Here is a 17,480-nt window from a genome sequence, read left to right as displayed (position 1 = left end):
TTAATAGATAACATCCTATTAGCTATAGCAATTTGTTTCGTTTTGCAATCCTGAATTGTAAATATAAATGGGACAGTTTTTTAAAATAATTGTATTAAATCTATTGGTCTTTTATAAGATAATGATTTTCTGGGTGTAGAATTAATTTGAAATGCTATAGAATTTAAGTCTTTTTGTTTATATGAAGATAAATCAGTAGATTTTGGTAAATATCTTCTTAAAATACCATTATTGTTCTTATTTAAACCTCTTTGACAAGGTTTGCCGGCATCTGCAAAATAAATTTTAACATTACAATTTTTTTCAATTAATTTTCATTTACTAAATTCTTTACCACGATCAAAAGTAATAGTTTTAATTGTTCCTGGTATTAATTTTGAAATAAATTTTATTATACTTTGTGTAATACTTTCTGCTTTATGATTTTTAGTTTTCAAAGGAATTGTGGTTTTTGATCATATATCAGCTAAAGTAATAATAGAACTTTTATGATCTTTACCAACGATAGTATCTCCCTCTAAATGGCCAAATTCTTGTATATTTTTAATATTTGGAATGATTAAATTTCTTTCATGAATAGATTTACAATTATTAATTCTGCCCCTAGTTTCTTTTTGTTTATGAGGTTTATTTTTGCCTTTTCTCAATAAATTTTTTTCATCAAAACCCATTCGATTTGTTTTAAACATGTTATATAAAGTTTTTGTTGAAATATTTTTTATTTTATTTTTCCTGAATTGTAAATATAAATGGGACAGTTTTTTAAAATAATTGTATTAAATCTATTGGTCTTTTATAAGATAATGATTTTCTGGGTGTAGAATTAATTTGAAATGCTATAGAATTTAAGTCTTTTTGTTTATATGAAGATAAATCAGTAGATTTTGGTAAATATCTTCTTAAAATACCATTATTGTTCTCATTTAAACCTCTTTGACAAGGTTTTCCGGCATCTGCAAAATAAATTTTAACATTACAATTTTTTTCAATTAATTTTAATTTACTAAATTCTTTACCACGATCAAAAGTAATAGTTTTAATTGTTCCTGGTATTAATTTTGAAATAAATTTTATTATACTTTGTGTAATACTTTCTGCTTTATGATTTTTAGTTTTTAAAGGAATTGTGGTTTTTGATCATATATCAGCTAAAGTAATAATAGAACTTTTATGATCTTTACCAACGATAGTATCTCCCTCTAAATGGCCAAATTCTTGTATATTTTTAATATTTGGAATGATTAAATTTCTTTCATGAATAGATTTACAATTATTAATTCTGCCCCTAGTTTCTTTTTGTTTATGAGGTTTATTTTTGCCTTTTCTCAATAAATTTTTTTCATCAAAACCCATTCGATTTGTTTTAAACATGTTATATAAAGTTTTTGTTGAAATATTTTTTATTTTATTTTTCCTGAATTGTAAATATAAATGGGACAGTTTTTTAAAATAATTGTATTAAATCTATTGGTCTTTTATAAGATAATGATTTTCTGGGTGTAGAATTAATTTGAAATGCTATAGAATTTAAGTCTTTTTGTTTATATGAAGATAAATCAGTAGATTTTGGTAAATATCTTCTTAAAATACCATTATTGTTCTCATTTAAACCTCTTTGACAAGGTTTTCCGGCATCTGCAAAATAAATTTTAACATTACAATTTTTTTCAATTAATTTTCATTTACTAAATTCTTTACCACGATCAAAAGTAATAGTTTTAATTGTTCCTGGTATTAATTTTGAAATAAATTTTATTATACTTTGTGTAATACTTTCTGCTTTATGATTTTTAGTTTTCAAAGGAATTGTGGTTTTTGATCATATATCAGCTAAAGTAATAATAGAACTTTTATGATCTTTACCAACGATAGTATCTCCCTCTAAATGGCCAAATTCTTGTATATTTTTAATATTTGGAATGATTAAATTTCTTTCATGAATAGATTTACAATTATTAATTCTGCCCCTAGTTTCTTTTTGTTTATGAGGTTTATTTTTGCCTTTTCTCAATAAATTTTTTTCATCAAAACCCATTCGATTTGTTTTAAACATGTTATATAAAGTTTTTGTTGAAATATTTTTTATTTTATTTTTCTTTAAAAAATCAGCAATTATATCAAGAGCATAATTTTTAGTAATTAACAAATGATTGATAGTATTAATTTCTGTTAAAGTTAAAATTATTAATTTTCTACCTGCATTTTGTTTATTTTTTTGAACTTGATTCAATATTTCTAATGGTAATAAGTTTTGATTTAATAATTTACAAACTCTGTGTACAGTTGATTTACTATAATCAATTGCTTTTGCTATTTTACGAATAGAAAATCCATAACTTTTATATTCTTTTATTGCTATTATTGATTCAATAGTCAGATACTTATACATTGTGCTAATTCCTTTCTTTTCTTAATTATAGAATTAACACAATTTGTTTTTTATATAAGTGTCCTTTTTAATTTTACATTTCAGGTTCTTAATTTTAACGGCATTTTTTCTTTTGAATTATCTTTTTTAAATAATTTTCTTAAAAGTTTTTTCATTTTAATTCTCCTTTCATATTTTTTACCGTCCTTTAATCACAATAAATAAAGCAATAAGTACACAAGTAACACCAAGAATGGTAAAGATTGGATGTTGAGAAAATGTCCGAGCCATTGGTTTAAATAGTTCTAAAATTGTTAAATTGCTAGTAATAAATTTTTGGAAATTGGCAAGGCCTTCGCTAATATAGTTAGTTAAAGTTTCAAAATGACTACCAGCCAAAAGTCCAAGAACGGTTATTAAGATAAAAATAATGATTAGTTTAAACATCGTTAGTTACCTTGTTTTGTTTTTTTTATTTCTTTGTTTTCAATTAATTTTGTTTGGATTTATTGGTTGTATTTGTTTTTTAACTTTTCCTCAAGCACTCAAACGACCACTATTTTTAACGGCGTATCGGCGTTGCCTTTCTAAATTAACTTGTTGACTACCAAATCCAAGAATAATTGCCATAAGAAATTCTACAGCTAGTGTTAAGAATAAAGGAAATATTAGTTGAATATTCGTTCCCGGTACTTCAAGACTTCAAATTAGATCAAAAACTTTATAAAGCATTTGGGCCAAAAAGTCGGCCATTTTTGCGAGATTTTCCATTTTTTATTATTCCTTTTCTTTCATTTTTCTTAAAAATTTGCTAAATTTATCCATTTTTAAGTATTCTAAATCTTCTAAATCAATTGCTGTGTCAGTATAGTATTTATCTTCATAGTCAGGATTTACTTTTGAATTTAAGTAATCTCTTAAAAACGCTAGGTAAAAAGAATTGTAAGTGTTTAATATTGGCAGAGGAATTTTTAGTTTAAAAAAATAAATATCAAGTTCAGGAATATCACGATATTTAATGCGACGACCCTTTTTACTATTTTTAGCATCAATTAAGGTGTTTCGTCAGCGTTCATATTCTTCAATGCTCGTAAAGGCGCCATAAATAACTTTTAAGTAGGGGCGAAAAATATTAACTGATTTTTTGCGAATTCCCACAATCACATTGTTGGCAATATCACGAACTTTAACTCAAATATGTTTATCTCTTTGACCGCTAGCGAGGACAATATGACCAAAATGCCGTGCTAGAGCGAAATATTCTTGAATACCGGTTTCTTCGTTTTTGGTATTATTTTTTTCTCAATCAGTTCCTTCTAAAAATAAATTGGTTTCATCTCACAAAAGTAAGGTTTTGTCTGGCAATACCGGATAATCAAAGTCTAACAACCCCATATGTCCTAAACTTAATTTTTGGGTTTCTAGTAATGGAAATGTTGATGCGATATGATATTTTTTCTTTTTTAGTAATTTTGAGGCGTATACTAGAAAGGCAGTTTTTCCAGTTCCTAATGAACCAATAACAATATTTAATGGTGAGTTTTTTAAGAAATTAATAACAAAAAGGAAAATTAAAATACAACCTGCTAAAAATAAATAGCTCACAATGTTTTTAAAATAACCGTTGTAAATATATCAAATTGTTCCTCAATGTCATAAAATTAAAAATGAGGTGCGATTTAATTCAATAAAATGGTTATTTTTTTCTATTATTCATTTGCAAAATTTCATCTTGCACCTCACTTTATTTTTTTATTAGCGTACTGCTCCAAGTAGTTTTTTAAACATTTTAAAGCAAATAAAGAATATTGCCAAAATAAATGGAAAAATGAAGATTCAGTAGTCAGCAAAGAAGTTACCGACTTGTGGCATATTAACAGCAATAATTTCTCACATTTTAGTAAACGCAGTTATAATTGCATTTCATAATTTAGTCATCGCGTCACTAGCTGTTATTTTTTCTACTGTTACTGGTGCATCGGCCAAGAAAGTTCCAATCATATAATCACCCCCTTTCTTTTTAAAGCACTCATCATTTATATTCAAAGTTTTTCTTAAATTTGTTAAAACCACGATTAACCTTAACACGATTGTATTTTTTTCTAATTAATTTTGAATTTCTTTGGGAATGCATCACAATGTAACTTCTTGACATTAATTTCGCTTCTATCTAAATACTGATATGGTTTTTCAAAGTAGCATTAGAATAAATCACACAATAATCGCTGTTAATAATCAAAAAGCAATGTTTGCTATTAAAAGTCAAAGTGGTGCTTCTATTAATTTAATTTCTTTGCCACCAGTAATATGAGCCGGAATAATTGTAATTTGAATAAATAAATCTCAGAAAGTTTGTTTAATTTGTTCTCAATTAAATTCTTTTAAATTTATTGTCATTTTTTATCTCCCAAAAATCATTTTTATTGGTAAATACATAATTGAGATTAATGCGGAAAAGTAATGATAATAATTAATCCGGCAATAAACGTAATTTGTGCAGGCATTTTTTCTATCGGAACAAACAGTTTTAAGAACTCCATAATAATTTCTCAAAACATTATTTTTCATCCTCGTTATTTTCTTTTGAATTAGGAGCTTTAACTCATTCTTCAAAGCGAGCAATAAACACTTTTTCGTCTTTTGTAAAATTACCAGTATTATTTTTAATGGCATTTTTATATTTAATTCTAATTTTTATTTTGGTATAAATTTTATAAGCAAAATATGCCGATAGCATTATGCTGATAATAATAAATATTAGTCCAATTGTGATATTCATTTTTAAGCTCCTTTAAAATAGTTATAATTTATATCTTTTTTGTTGTTTTCTTTTTCGGCAATGAAAAAGCTTAATAATTCTTGCCCCTTAATTAATTTGGTTTCATTTTCTTTTTGATTAATTGAAATTATTTGATATTTACTATCTTTTATTATTCCGATGCAAATAGAATTTTCATATTTTCCTTTATAAACAAATCGCTTTGGAAACCAAATGCCGATTTGTTTATTAAATCACGGAATTTTTGGTGCTTTAATAAACATTGCGTTTTGTGTTTCTTTTAAGAGATATTTTTTAGTATTTAAGAAAATGTTTTCAATGTTTTTCATAATAAATTACCTTTCTTATTAGTTATAAACTTAGTTATATTAACTAAGTTAGTTGACTCAGTTTTTTAAACACTTATATATCGTAGATTTAAGTGTTTAACAAGCTTTGTTATTAAATTTTTTTAGATAAAGATTTTAATAATTTTAAACTTAGCATATCCCCTATATAGAAATTTCTACACTTTAACATTCGCATCCTACCCTTGGAACTAATTTAATAGCGTGTATATTTTTAGGAAATCCACCCATTCATTTTTTCCTGAAATGTAAAATTAAAAAGGACACTTATATAAAAAACAAATTGTGTTAATTCTATAATTAAGAAAAGAAAGGAATTAGCACAATGTATAAGTATCTGACTATTGAATCAATAATAGCAATAAAAGAATATAAAAGTTATGGATTTTCTATTCGTAAAATAGCAAAAGCAATTGATTATAGTAAATCAACTGTACACAGAGTTTGTAAATTATTAAATCAAAACTTATTACCATTAGAAATATTGAATCAAGTTCAAAAAAATAAACAAAATGCAGGTAGAAAATTAATAATTTTAACTTTAACAGAAATTAATACTATCAATCATTTGTTAATTACTAAAAATTATGCTCTTGATATAATTGCTGATTTTTTAAAGAAACCTGAAATGTAAAATTAAAAAGGACACTTATATAAAAAACAAATTGTGTTAATTCTATAATTAAGAAAAGAAAGGAATTAGCACAATGTATAAGTATCTGACTATTGAATCAATAATAGCAATAAAAGAATATAAAAGTTATGGATTTTCTATTCGTAAAATAGCAAAAGCAATTGATTATAGTAAATCAACTGTACACAGAGTTTGTAAATTATTAAATCAAAACTTATTACCATTAGAAATATTGAATCAAGTTCAAAAAAATAAACAAAATGCAGGTAGAAAATTAATAATTTTAACTTTAACAGAAATTAATACTATCAATCATTTGTTAATTACTAAAAATTATGCTCTTGATATAATTGCTGATTTTTTAAAGAAAAATAAAATAAAAAATATTTCAACAAAAACTTTATATAACATGTTTAAAACAAATCGAATGGGTTTTGATGAAAAAAATTTATTGAGAAAAGGCAAAAATAAACCTCATAAACAAAAAGAAACTAGGGGCAGAATTAATAATTGTAAATCTATTCATGAAAGAAATTTAATCATTCCAAATATTAAAAATATACAAGAATTTGGCCATTTAGAGGGAGATACTATCGTTGGTAAAGATCATAAAAGTTCTATTATTACTTTAGCTGATATATGATCAAAAACCACAATTCCTTTGAAAACTAAAAATCATAAAGCAGAAAGTATTACACAAAGTATAATAAAATTTATTTCAAAATTAATACCAGGAACAATTAAAACTATTACTTTTGATCGTGGTAAAGAATTTAGTAAATGAAAATTAATTGAAAAAAATTGTAATGTTAAAATTTATTTTGCAGATGCCGGAAAACCTTGTCAAAGAGGTTTAAATGAGAACAATAATGGTATTTTAAGAAGATATTTACCAAAATCTACTGATTTATCTTCATATAAACAAAAAGACTTAAATTCTATAACATTTCAAATTAATTCTACACCCAGAAAATCATTATCTTATAAAAGACCAATAGATTTAATACAATTATTTTAAAAAACTGTCCCATTTATATTTACAATTCAGGCATCTTTAAAACAAATCGAATGGGTTTTGATGAAAAAAATTTATTGAGAAAAGGCAAAAATAAACCTCATAAACAAAAAGAAACTAGGGGCAGAATTAATAATTGTAAATCTATTCATGAAAGAAATTTAATCATTCCAAATATTAAAAATATACAAGAATTTGGCCATTTAGAGGGAGATACTATCGTTGGTAAAGATCATAAAAGTTCTATTATTACTTTAGCTGATATATGATCAAAAACCACAATTCCTTTGAAAACTAAAAATCATAAAGCAGAAAGTATTACACAAAGTATAATAAAATTTATTTTAAAATTAATACCAGGAACAATTAAAACTATTACTTTTGATCGTGGTAAAGAATTTAGTAAATGAAAATTAATTGAAAAAAATTGTAATGTTAAAATTTATTTTGCAGATGCCGGCAAACCTTGTCAAAGAGGTTTAAATGAGAACAATAATGGTATTTTAAGAAGATATTTACCAAAATCTACTGATTTATCTTCATATAAACAAAAAGACTTAAATTCTATAGCATTTCAAATTAATTCTACACCCAGAAAATCATTATCTTATAAAAGACCAATAGATTTAATACAATTATTTTAAAAAACTGTCCCATTTATATTTACAATTCAGGTAATATTAAAAGTAAATTGGAAGGAGCATATATAAATCAGGAATTATTAGATAGTAGTAATCAAAAGTTTCAGATTTTTCAAATTATTTCGCAAATTTTACAAAAGGAATTAATGATTATTGAGTAATAAAACATATAAGTTTTCAATGGACTCATTTTGAATTTCATCTTACAAGATAATTGATGATAGAATTTATGTTGTTTTAAATCACGATTTATTAAAGGAAGGGTTAGAAATTACAATGCAGACATTTTTAAATTAGAAAAAATGAATGGGTATTTATTGATATTGAATAATAAGACTTATTTTTTAAATTTTATTGTTTATTAAGAATATTTGATATAATTAATAAAAGAAATAATTGAATTTACTTTCTTTACAATTAACAAATTAATTTAAAATGTGTTTTTATGTTAAAATTAAACTGTTATTTACAAAAATAGAAACGAGGATTAAAATAAATGCTTTTTATAAATAAAAGAGTAAAAACCATTACGACAATTGGTCCGGCTAGTGAAACCAGAGATTTGATGCTTCGTTTAGCACAAAAGGGAGCAAATGTATATCGTTTAAACTTTTCTCACGGTGATTTTGAAGAACATGGTAAGCGTGTTGAGTTTGCTAAATCTATTATTCAACAAGTACAAAGACCACTATCACTAATATTAGACACTAAAGGTCCAGAAATTAGAACTCACTCTTTTAAAGATGGTGAGGCGTTAATAAGAAAAGATAGTAGGGTTATTGTTTATACGAATAAAGAAATTGAAGGTACGGAAACGGAATTTTCAATTAATTATGAAAATCTTGTTAATGATATTCAAGTTGAACAAAGATTATTAGTAGATGATGGTAAGTTACAGTTAATTGTTTTAGGAATTAATAATAAAGATGATGATAAGTCAATTATTTGTCGCGCTGTTAATACTCATCTTGTCAAAAATCATCGTGCGATTATTGTTTCGGGAATTAAACTGTCATTACCTTTTATTTCTGACAAAGATCGTGCCGATCTTATTTTTGGATGTGAGCAAAAAGTAGATTATGTAGCTGCTTCTTTTGTTCATGATGCTAAAGATTTACAAGAGATGCGTCAATTGTTAGATGAAAATGGTGGTGCTGATATTAAAATTATTGCCAAAATTGAATCACGATATGCTGTTGATAATATTGATGAAATTATTGCTAATAGTGATGGTATTATGGTTGCTCGTGGTGATTTAGGTGTTGATGTGCCTTATGCTGAGGTGCCTTTAATTCAAAAACATGTTATTCGTAAATGTAATAAAGCAATGGTGCCAGTAATTGTCGCTACGCAAATGTTAGAATCAATGTTATCTAATCCTTTGCCAACAAGAGCTGAAGTATCAGATATTTATTGAGCAGTTGATTTAGGTGTGGATACAACAATGTTATCTGGCGAAACAGCTAATGGTGAGTATCCTGAAAAATCAATTGAAGCAATGACGAGAGTCGTTAGAAAAGCAGAAATTCATTTTTGATATGAAGGTTATTTAGAAAGATTTATTAAATGATCAACTTCACCTTTTAAAGATTTTGTTTATCAAGTTGGTAAAGAGGTTCTTGGTGAAAAAATTCAAAAGCAAAAACGAATTCATCAAGTAATTGTTTTAGATGATAGTGATCATCAATTATTAACTAAAACTTTATCTAATGCTCGTGTTCGCAGTACATTAATCCCATTAGTTACTGATGAAAGAATTAGAAATAGTTTTGGGATTTGGTATGGTGTTTATCCAGAATTAGTTATGGATATTAATAAAGTAATTAATGATGATAATTTATTAAATAATATTGCTAGAAAATATGGTGCTAAAACTAATGAACAAGTTTTAATTGTTAATGGTAATGAAATGAGAAAATTACAAATAAAATAATTGCATTAACAGAGTTAAAGACGTTCAATTTGCTAATGAACGTCTTTTTCGCTAGAAAGGATATGTCGGCAATGGAACAAATTGTTACTGTAAAAATTAATAATGAAAATAAATCGTATCCATTAGGAATAATGCTTAGTGATGTTTTAACAAGTATTGATGCTAATTGACAAGAAAATATTATTGCTGTTAAAGTTAATAATGAATGAAAAGATATTAAAACTTATGTTTTAGAAAATGATATTATATTAGAGATAATTACAAAAGATTTAGATGAGGCATTAAAAGTACTTAATTATTCAGCAGCTATTGTTTTAGCAAAAACATTACAAACTAATTGAAAGGGTTTATTAATTGCCAATATTAATGTTGGTGATGAAGGTTTTTTTGTTGATTTTGATTTTCAAACCCGCATTAAAGAACAAGATTTAGAGATTATTACTAAGCAAATGCAAGAATTTCTTAAAAAAGACTTAGAAATTAAATATGAGTTAAAATCACCGCACGATTTACAACGATTATATGAAAATAATCCTTATTTTTTAGAAAAACTTTTAACACTTAAAGATATTGTTGGTATATATACTGTTGATAACAGTTCTTTCATTAATAATTTTATTGCTTTAGATAATACTAAAATTGTTGAAAATTTTATGCTTTCATCACTTGCTGGAGTTTATTGAAATAATGATGCTAACAATAAGCAAATTCAAAGAATTTATGGTGTTTGTCATTTTTCACAAGAAAAATTAGCAACCTTGTTAGCATTAATTGCTTTAAGAAAAGAACGAGATCATCGAAAAATTGGCAAAGATTTAGAAATTTTTATGTTTGATTCATTAGCAGGTCAAGGATTACCAATTTGATTGCCTAATGGAATGATTCTTAAAAAACAATTACAAGAGTATTTGCGTTCACAAGAGTTCTTTTATGACTATTTAGAAGTCGCAACACCAGTAATGGGAGCAATAGAATTATATCGTACTAGTGGTCATTGAGATCATTATCAACAGAATATGTTTCCGGTTATGCCATTGAATAATGAGCAACTTGTGCTTCGTCCGATGTCGTGTCCACATCATTGTTTAATTTATTGTTATAAATTACGCTCTTATCGTGATTTGCCATTACGATTTGCTGAGCACGAATTATTATATCGTTATGAAGCTAGTGGCGCTTTAACTGGTTTAGAGCGCGTTCGAGCAATGGAATTGACTGATGCTCATATTTTTTGTCGTTTTGATCAAATAAAAACTGAATTTCAAACAACATTTAAATTAATTAGTGAAATATTGTTAGCATTAAATATTGAAGTTGATTACTATTCATTATCATTAAGAGATTTTCAAGATAAAAAAAATTATTATGATAATGATGAAATGTGAATTAAAGCTGAAAAAGTTTTAAAAGAAGCCTTAGATGAATTAAAAATTAAATATATTGTAATGATTGGCGAAGCAGCTTTTTATGGTCCGAAATTAGATATTCAAATTAAAACGGTGTTAGGACACGATATTACGGTTTCAACGATTCAGTTGGACTTTTTACTACCAGAAAAATTTGATTTATCTTATCAAGATGAGAATGGACAAGAAGTTCGCCCTGTTATTATTCATCGTGGTTTAATTGGCACTTATGAACGCTTTATAGCTGTCTTATTAGAACAAACAGGTGGAGTTTTACCACTATGGTTAAGTCCTAAACAAATTACTTTAATTCCTATTAAAGAAGAGCATCAAGCATATTGTTATGAATTAGAAAAACTATTTAAAACCCATAATTTACGGTCATTTGTTGATGCTAGTAGTGAACGGTTAGGTTATAAAATTCGTATTGCGCAAACTAAAAAAATACCTTTCCAAATTGTTATCGGTCAAAAAGAAATTGCTACTAAAAAGATTACTTATCGTCAATATGGTAAAGAAGAACAAGTAACAGTTACGATTGATGAGTTTATTAATTTATGTAATGAATTAATAGTAAACAAAAAATAATTAATGAATGTTTGGCATCTTAAAATTGGTAATAATTCAAACAATAGTAAATTAACCGAAAAATTTTATTATTCCTGAATTGTAAATATAAATGGGACAGTTTTTTAAAATAATTGTATTAAATCTATTGGTTTTTTATAAGATAATGATTTTCTGGGTGTAGAATTAATTTGAAATGCTATAGAATTTAAGTCTTTTTGTTTATATGAAGATAAATCAGTAGATTTTGGTAAATATCTTCTTAAAATACCATTATTGTTCTCATTTAAACCTCTTTGACAAGGTTTTCCGGCATCTGCAAAATAAATTTTAACATTACAATTTTTTTCAATTAATTTTCATTTACTAAATTCTTTACCACGATCAAAAGTAATAGTTTTAATTGTTTCTGGTATTAATTTTGAAATAAATTTTATTATACTTTGTGTAATACTTTCTGCTTTATGATTTTTAGTTTTCAAAGGAATTGTGGTTTTTGATCATATATCAGCTAAAGTAATAATAGAAACTTTTATGATCTTTACCAACGATAGTATCTCCCTCTAAATGGCCAAATTCTTGTATATTTTTAATATTTGGAATGATTAAATTTCTTTCATGAATAGATTTACAATTATTAATTCTGCCCCTAGTTTCTTTTTGTTTATGAGGTTTATTTTTGCCTTTTCTCAATAAATTTTTTTCATCAAAACCCATTCGATTTGTTTTAAACATGTTATATAAAGTTTTTGTTGAAATATTTTTTATTTTATTTTTCTTTAAAAAATCAGCAATTATATCAAGAGCATAATTTTTAGTAATTAACAAATGATTGATAGTATTAATTTCTGTTAAAGTTAAAATTATTAATTTTCTACCTGCATTTTGTTTATTTTTTTGAACTTGATTCAATATTTCTAATGGTAATAAGTTTTGATTTAATAATTTACAAACTCTGTGTACAGTTGATTTACTATAATCAATTGCTTTTGCTATTTTACGAATAGAAAATCCATAACTTTTATATTCTTTTATTGCTATTATTGATTCAATAGTCAGATACTTATACATTGTGCTAATTCCTTTCTTTTCTTAATTATAGAATTAACACAATTTGTTTTTTATATAAGTGTCCTTTTTAATTTTACATTTCAGGATTCATAATAATATTGGTAGATAAAAAGATGCTTGTAATAAATTTACAAGCATCTTTTTATTTGTTATAAGTTTAATAGTTTTTCTAAATATATGCCAACACCACCTTCATCATTAGTATGTTCAGTAATATCTTTAGAAAATACTTTTAAAGTTTCGATACCATTTTTCATTACAATACCATAACCAACTTTGGTAATCATCTCTAAATCATTAAATTCATCACCAAAGGCAATAACATCTCTAATATCTATATTGTAATATTGTGAAAGAATTTCAGCAGCCATTCCTTTATTAATAAATTTATTTGATAGGTCTAGAATAGGATGTTCTTTGTCATTATCATGCGTTCAAATATTAATTTTTAAAGTATTAGTATATTTTTCTAAACTACGAATAACTTTATCTAAATGTAGGGGACTTTTTAATTGTAAAACAATATTATTAGCAGAACCATTTCAGTTTTCTAAAAGATTGCCAATAATAAAATTGTCCGTTGGAATGTCTGTTAAATGAAAGTAGCGTTCAAAATTGTCCGTTTGCTTTAAGCATACTGCTTTGTTGTAGTATTCTACAAGACCATTATATAAAGAAGTTTTGACATCGTTTTCTTTTAAAACTGCTTTTACAGTATCATAAGAAATTGGAAATACTAAGCGTTTAAATTCTTTTAATAATGGATCATGAATGTGACCACCATTAAAATTGCAAAGTAATGTTTTTAATCCTAGGTCATTATAAAACGAAATACTTCCACGGTGGGGTCTTCCCGTAACAATACAAACAATATGACCTTGGGCAATAGTTTTTTGTAATCCTTGAATAGTTAATGGATGCATTGTTTTTCCGTCATTCATTAATGTAGTTCCATCAAGGTCAATAAGGATTAATCTTTTTTTATCATCAATATGATTAAGTTTAATCATTGTTTTTCTCCTTTATTTTTAGTAATTAATCTCAATTTTATCTTGGATTAATTGCAATTTTTCGTGAGCAATTTTTGTTGCTTTTTCTTTTCCTTGCAATAATCAATGTTTTCATTCATCATTAGCAATAATTTCGTTATATTTTCTTTGAATAATTTCAAGTTGAAGGCAAACAACTTTAGCGATTTTTTCTTTAAAAGCACCATAATTTTGGTCAGAAAACTCATTAGTTGCTTCTTCAATTGTAGTATTTGTAAAAGCACAGTAAATATTTAAAAGATTACTAATTCCTGGTTTATTAATTTCATCATAAAAAATTTTATTTTCACTATCAGTAATGGCACTTTTAATTTTTGTGGTAACATCATTTAAATTATCTAAAAGAGAAATATAAGTTTTAGGATTTTCATGTGATTTTGACATTTTTTTTAAGGGATTTTGTAGGTTCATTATTTTTTTACCATTAGGAGCAATATATGGTTCTGGAATTGTAAAGATATTACCATATTTATTATTCATTCTGATCGCAATATTTCTTGTTAATTCTAGATGTTGCTTTTGATCAATTCCCACAGGAACAATAGCAGCATCATATAGTAAAATATCAGCTGCCATTAATGCTGGATAAGTAAATAATCCTGTTGGTATCGTTTCAGTATTATTATGTTGTTTAAATGATTGTGTTTTATCTTTAAATTGTGTCATGCGATTTAGTTCTCCCATTGATGTATGACATAGCAGAATATGACCTAATTGGCAATGCTCTAAAATGTCAGATTGAGCAAAAATTGTAATCTTATTGGGATCTAAACCACAAGCAACATATAAGGCAACTAAATCACGAATATTATTTTTAAGAACATCGTGGTCATGATTTTTTATTGAGACAATAGCATGCAAATTGGCAACAAAGATAAAAACATCATATTCTTCTTGTAATTTAATAAAATTTTGAATAACACCAATATAATTACCAATAGTAATTTTTCCAGTATTAGTAATACCTGATAATAAGCGTGGTTTCAATAGTAATTCCTCCTAAAATAAATAAATCTTATTGGTAATGTATCAATTTTACTATACCAATATAATTACCAATAGTAATTTTTCCAGTATTAGTAATACCTGATAATAAGCGTGGTTTCAATAGTAATTCCTCCTAAAATAAATAAATCTTATTGGTAATGTATCAATTTTACTATAAATAATAATAAAAAAGTGGATAGGCTACAATAAGTTGGACCATAATTATATAGACTTCAAAATTATTAAGAAAGAAGGAATATAAAAATGGGAAATAAAACCTCATACTCTGAAGAATTTAAAAAACAAATTGTAATGCTATACAAAAATGACAAAAGTGTTATTAAAATTTAGGGAAAGAATATAATTTACCAAAACCAACTATTTATAGTTGAATTAAAAATTATAATAATTCTGGGTCATTTAAAGCAAAAGATAATCGCACTGTCGAAGAAAATGAATTAATTTACTTGCGAAAAGAAAACCAACAATTACGAATGGAAAATGACATTTTAAAGCAAGCAGCACTGATAATCGGGAAAAAATAACAATAATTAATAACAACAAAAATAAATATTCAGTGAGGAAAATATGTAAGATTTTAGGTTTACTAAAATCAACATATTATTATCAAACTAATAAATGCACCAAGTTTGATGTTAATAATTATGAACAAGAAGTTATCAGTGCATTTAATAAAAGTCGCAAGATTTATGGTGCTCGTAAAATTAAAGCTGTTTTAATAAGAAAAAATATCATTTTATCACGACGAAAAATCCGATTCATTATGATCAAAAATAATTTGGTTTCTAAATACACCAAGTTAAAATATTGTAATCATAAAAAAACAGTTAATAATGACGAAATTAATAATGTTTTAAATCGTCAATTTAATGACAAAAAACCAAATGAAGTTGTTGTTAGTGATTTAACATATGTTCAAGTTGGCACTAAATGACATTATATTTGTTTATTAATTGACTTGTTTAATCGCGAAGTAATTGGCTATAGTGCTGGACCAAATAAAACTGCTGAATTAGTTCAACAAGCTTTTCACAAGATAACACGACCATTAAATAAAATAACTTTATTTCATACTGATCGTGGTAATGAGTTTAAAAATAAAATTATTGATGAAATTTTAATAACCTTTAAAATTAAAAGATCATTAAGCTCCCAAGGATGCCCATATGATAATGCTGTTGCTGAAGCAACTTACAAAACCTTTAAAACCGAATTTATTAACGGTAAAAAATTTGCAAACTTAACACAACTAAAATGCGAACTATTTGATTTTGTTAATTGATATAACAATATTCGAATTCATGGCAGTTTAAATTATTTAACTCCCGTTGAATTTAGAAAATACCAGTCTACATAAAAAGTGTCCTAAAAAGGGTTGCCAATCCAAAGAATATTTATATGGATTCTTAATTTATGATATTATTACCTTATTGATAGAATTATATTATGAGGTGTAATTAATGCAACAAAAGAAATTTACAATTGTTACTAATAAGGCCGATGAATCAATTGCTGTGGCTAAAAACTTATCTAGTAAATTATTAGCATTAAAGATGATATTTGATGAACAAAATCCAGAAATCGTATTTGTTATTGGTGGTGATGGCACTTTTTTATCAGCGGTTAATCGTTTTAATGAAAATATTGATAATATTCATTTTATAACTATTAATACGGGAAATATTGGTTTTAATGCTCTTTATCAAGTTAATGAAATTGATAAGTTAATTACTAATTTAAAAAATAATATTTTGAAAACAAAATCTCTTGATGCTTTAAAAATAACTATTAATAATAAAAATTTTTATAGTCTTAATGAGATTAAATTAATGAGTATTGCAAAAACAATATTTTTTACAGTTTATATTAATAATCAATTATTACAAAATTGTCAAAGTTCAGGATTTGTTTTAACTACTAAAACTGGTTCAACTGGCTATACTAAAAGTATTAATGGCGCAGTTATTTTAAGTGAAAAAAATTTAATGGAATTCTTAGAAATTGCTCCGGTTTTTCATAATAAACATAATTCTTTAAAGGCACCATTAATTTTAGATAATACCCACACAGTTACTATTAAAGGTAATATGAAAGATGCTTTTTTAGTAATTGATAGTCAAAAACATGACTTTAATAGTGATAATTTAATTATTAATTTAATTGCTAATAAAATTAAAATTTTAGTAACTGATGTTAATGATTTAATAATGATTAATCAAATTCAAAAAACATTTATTCATAATTAAACAAAAGGAAGAGAAGCGATGGAATTATGACAGATACTGTTGTTAGATTTAGGATTAATATTATTAGTTTTTATATAATTGCTTGCTTAATAAATATGATATTTTTAAAAAATAAAAATTCAACAGAAAAACAATGGCAAAAATTAATTCCTTTTAAAGTAGATGTTTTTATTGATTATTTAGGAACAATTAGTAATATTATTGAGGCACAAGCAACAAATACAAAGATTAAAATTATTATTAAAGATATTAAACAAGTTAATATTGAAAAGATTCGGAAGTTAAAACAGCAAGGAATAATTAAACAAACTAATGCTATTAGTATTATTTTTGGTAACTATGCTAAGGCATTATCAGAGATTATTAATGGTCGTTTAAAATAGCGATCATATTTTTTGTTGCTAAAACAATATGAT

At 25.2% G+C, this 17,480-nt stretch carries 16 protein-coding genes and 6 pseudogenes; 9 read left to right on the top strand and 13 right to left on the bottom strand.

The features are described from left to right. Window positions 1-80: 80 nt before the first annotated feature. From AACK97_RS05965 to AACK97_RS05920, 10 genes and pseudogenes are all read right to left on the bottom strand, one after another. Window positions 81-734, bottom strand: a pseudogene (locus AACK97_RS05965) (IS30 family transposase); the annotation flags it as partial. A gap of 28 nt (window positions 735-762) precedes the next feature. After that, window positions 763-1,416, bottom strand: a pseudogene (locus AACK97_RS05960) (IS30 family transposase); the annotation flags it as partial. 28 nt (window positions 1,417-1,444) lie between these two features. Further along, window positions 1,445-2,389 (bottom strand): IS30 family transposase, encoded by a 945-nt coding sequence (locus AACK97_RS05955; protein WP_338966714.1) that lies wholly within the window; start codon window positions 2,387-2,389, stop codon window positions 1,445-1,447. A gap of 177 nt (window positions 2,390-2,566) precedes the next feature. After that, entirely contained in the window at window positions 2,567-2,815 is a 249-nt protein-coding gene (locus AACK97_RS05950) for a hypothetical protein (RefSeq protein WP_215826579.1), read from the bottom strand. A gap of 6 nt (window positions 2,816-2,821) precedes the next feature. Then, the gene (locus tag AACK97_RS05945; RefSeq protein WP_338967331.1) at window positions 2,822-3,139 is read right to left on the bottom strand and encodes a hypothetical protein; all 318 of its coding nucleotides are present in this window, start codon (window positions 3,137-3,139) and stop codon (window positions 2,822-2,824) included. A gap of 6 nt (window positions 3,140-3,145) precedes the next feature. After that, entirely contained in the window at window positions 3,146-4,099 is a 954-nt protein-coding gene (locus tag AACK97_RS05940) for a hypothetical protein (RefSeq protein WP_338967329.1), read from the bottom strand. A gap of 24 nt (window positions 4,100-4,123) precedes the next feature. Continuing rightward, a complete protein-coding gene (locus AACK97_RS05935) occupies window positions 4,124-4,369 on the bottom strand; it encodes a hypothetical protein (protein WP_338967326.1) in 246 nt (81 codons plus the stop codon). 165 nt (window positions 4,370-4,534) lie between these two features. After that, a complete protein-coding gene (locus AACK97_RS05930; RefSeq protein ID WP_338967324.1) occupies window positions 4,535-4,765 on the bottom strand; it encodes a hypothetical protein in 231 nt (76 codons plus the stop codon). 160 nt (window positions 4,766-4,925) lie between these two features. Beyond that, on the bottom strand, window positions 4,926-5,147 hold the full coding sequence (locus AACK97_RS05925) for a hypothetical protein (protein ID WP_338967322.1): 222 nt from the start codon (window positions 5,145-5,147) through the stop codon (window positions 4,926-4,928). Between the two features lie 2 nt (window positions 5,148-5,149). Further along, window positions 5,150-5,476, bottom strand: coding sequence for a hypothetical protein (locus AACK97_RS05920; protein WP_338967320.1), 327 nt, complete (start codon window positions 5,474-5,476; stop codon window positions 5,150-5,152). A 343-nt stretch (window positions 5,477-5,819) separates the two neighbouring features. Here AACK97_RS05920 and AACK97_RS05915 point away from each other — a divergent pair. The 6 genes and pseudogenes from AACK97_RS05915 to thrS form a co-directional block, all read left to right on the top strand. After that, window positions 5,820-6,116 (top strand): annotated as a pseudogene (locus tag AACK97_RS05915) (helix-turn-helix domain-containing protein); the annotation flags it as partial. An 85-nt stretch (window positions 6,117-6,201) separates the two neighbouring features. Then, complete coding sequence (locus tag AACK97_RS05910) at window positions 6,202-7,146, top strand: IS30 family transposase (protein ID WP_338967318.1); 945 nt, start codon at window positions 6,202-6,204, stop codon at window positions 7,144-7,146. Window positions 7,147-7,178: 32 nt separating this feature from the next. Then, window positions 7,179-7,787, top strand: a pseudogene (locus tag AACK97_RS05905) (IS30 family transposase); the annotation flags it as partial. 150 nt (window positions 7,788-7,937) lie between these two features. After that, window positions 7,938-8,081 (top strand): hypothetical protein, encoded by a 144-nt coding sequence (locus AACK97_RS05900; RefSeq protein WP_338967315.1) that lies wholly within the window; start codon window positions 7,938-7,940, stop codon window positions 8,079-8,081. 199 nt (window positions 8,082-8,280) lie between these two features. After that, window positions 8,281-9,717, top strand: coding sequence for a pyruvate kinase (gene pyk, locus AACK97_RS05895; RefSeq protein WP_338967313.1), 1,437 nt, complete (start codon window positions 8,281-8,283; stop codon window positions 9,715-9,717). A 62-nt stretch (window positions 9,718-9,779) separates the two neighbouring features. Beyond that, window positions 9,780-11,711 (top strand): threonine--tRNA ligase, encoded by a 1,932-nt coding sequence (gene thrS, locus AACK97_RS05890; protein WP_338967310.1) that lies wholly within the window; start codon window positions 9,780-9,782, stop codon window positions 11,709-11,711. 104 nt (window positions 11,712-11,815) lie between these two features. Here thrS and AACK97_RS07700 read toward each other — a convergent pair. The 3 genes and pseudogenes from AACK97_RS07700 to trpS form a co-directional block, all read right to left on the bottom strand. Next, window positions 11,816-12,761 (bottom strand): annotated as a pseudogene (locus tag AACK97_RS07700) (IS30 family transposase). Between the two features lie 149 nt (window positions 12,762-12,910). Further along, complete coding sequence (locus AACK97_RS05875) at window positions 12,911-13,771, bottom strand: HAD-IIB family hydrolase (protein WP_338967304.1); 861 nt, start codon at window positions 13,769-13,771, stop codon at window positions 12,911-12,913. Between the two features lie 18 nt (window positions 13,772-13,789). Further along, window positions 13,790-14,803, bottom strand: a complete 1,014-nt coding sequence (gene trpS, locus AACK97_RS05870) for a tryptophan--tRNA ligase (RefSeq protein WP_422397246.1) — start codon at window positions 14,801-14,803, stop codon at window positions 13,790-13,792. Window positions 14,804-15,061: 258 nt separating this feature from the next. On the opposite strand from trpS, the pseudogene AACK97_RS05865 reads away from it, so the two are divergent. The 3 genes and pseudogenes from AACK97_RS05865 to AACK97_RS05855 all read left to right on the top strand — a co-directional run bounded on the left by AACK97_RS05865 (window position 15,062) and on the right by AACK97_RS05855 (window position 17,447). Continuing rightward, window positions 15,062-16,175, top strand: a pseudogene (locus tag AACK97_RS05865) (IS3 family transposase). A gap of 103 nt (window positions 16,176-16,278) precedes the next feature. Then, the gene (locus AACK97_RS05860; RefSeq protein WP_338967300.1) at window positions 16,279-17,064 is read left to right on the top strand and encodes an NAD(+)/NADH kinase; all 786 of its coding nucleotides are present in this window, start codon (window positions 16,279-16,281) and stop codon (window positions 17,062-17,064) included. A 26-nt stretch (window positions 17,065-17,090) separates the two neighbouring features. Beyond that, the gene (locus AACK97_RS05855; RefSeq protein ID WP_338967299.1) at window positions 17,091-17,447 is read left to right on the top strand and encodes a hypothetical protein; all 357 of its coding nucleotides are present in this window, start codon (window positions 17,091-17,093) and stop codon (window positions 17,445-17,447) included. Window positions 17,448-17,480: the final 33 nt, after the last annotated feature.

Origin of the sequence: Spiroplasma endosymbiont of Lonchoptera lutea, from assembly GCF_964019715.1 — a bacterium.
Taxonomy (GTDB): domain Bacteria; phylum Bacillota_I; class Bacilli_A; order Mycoplasmatales; family Nriv7; genus Nriv7.
This window is presented reverse-complemented; position numbering and strand designations above follow the sequence as displayed.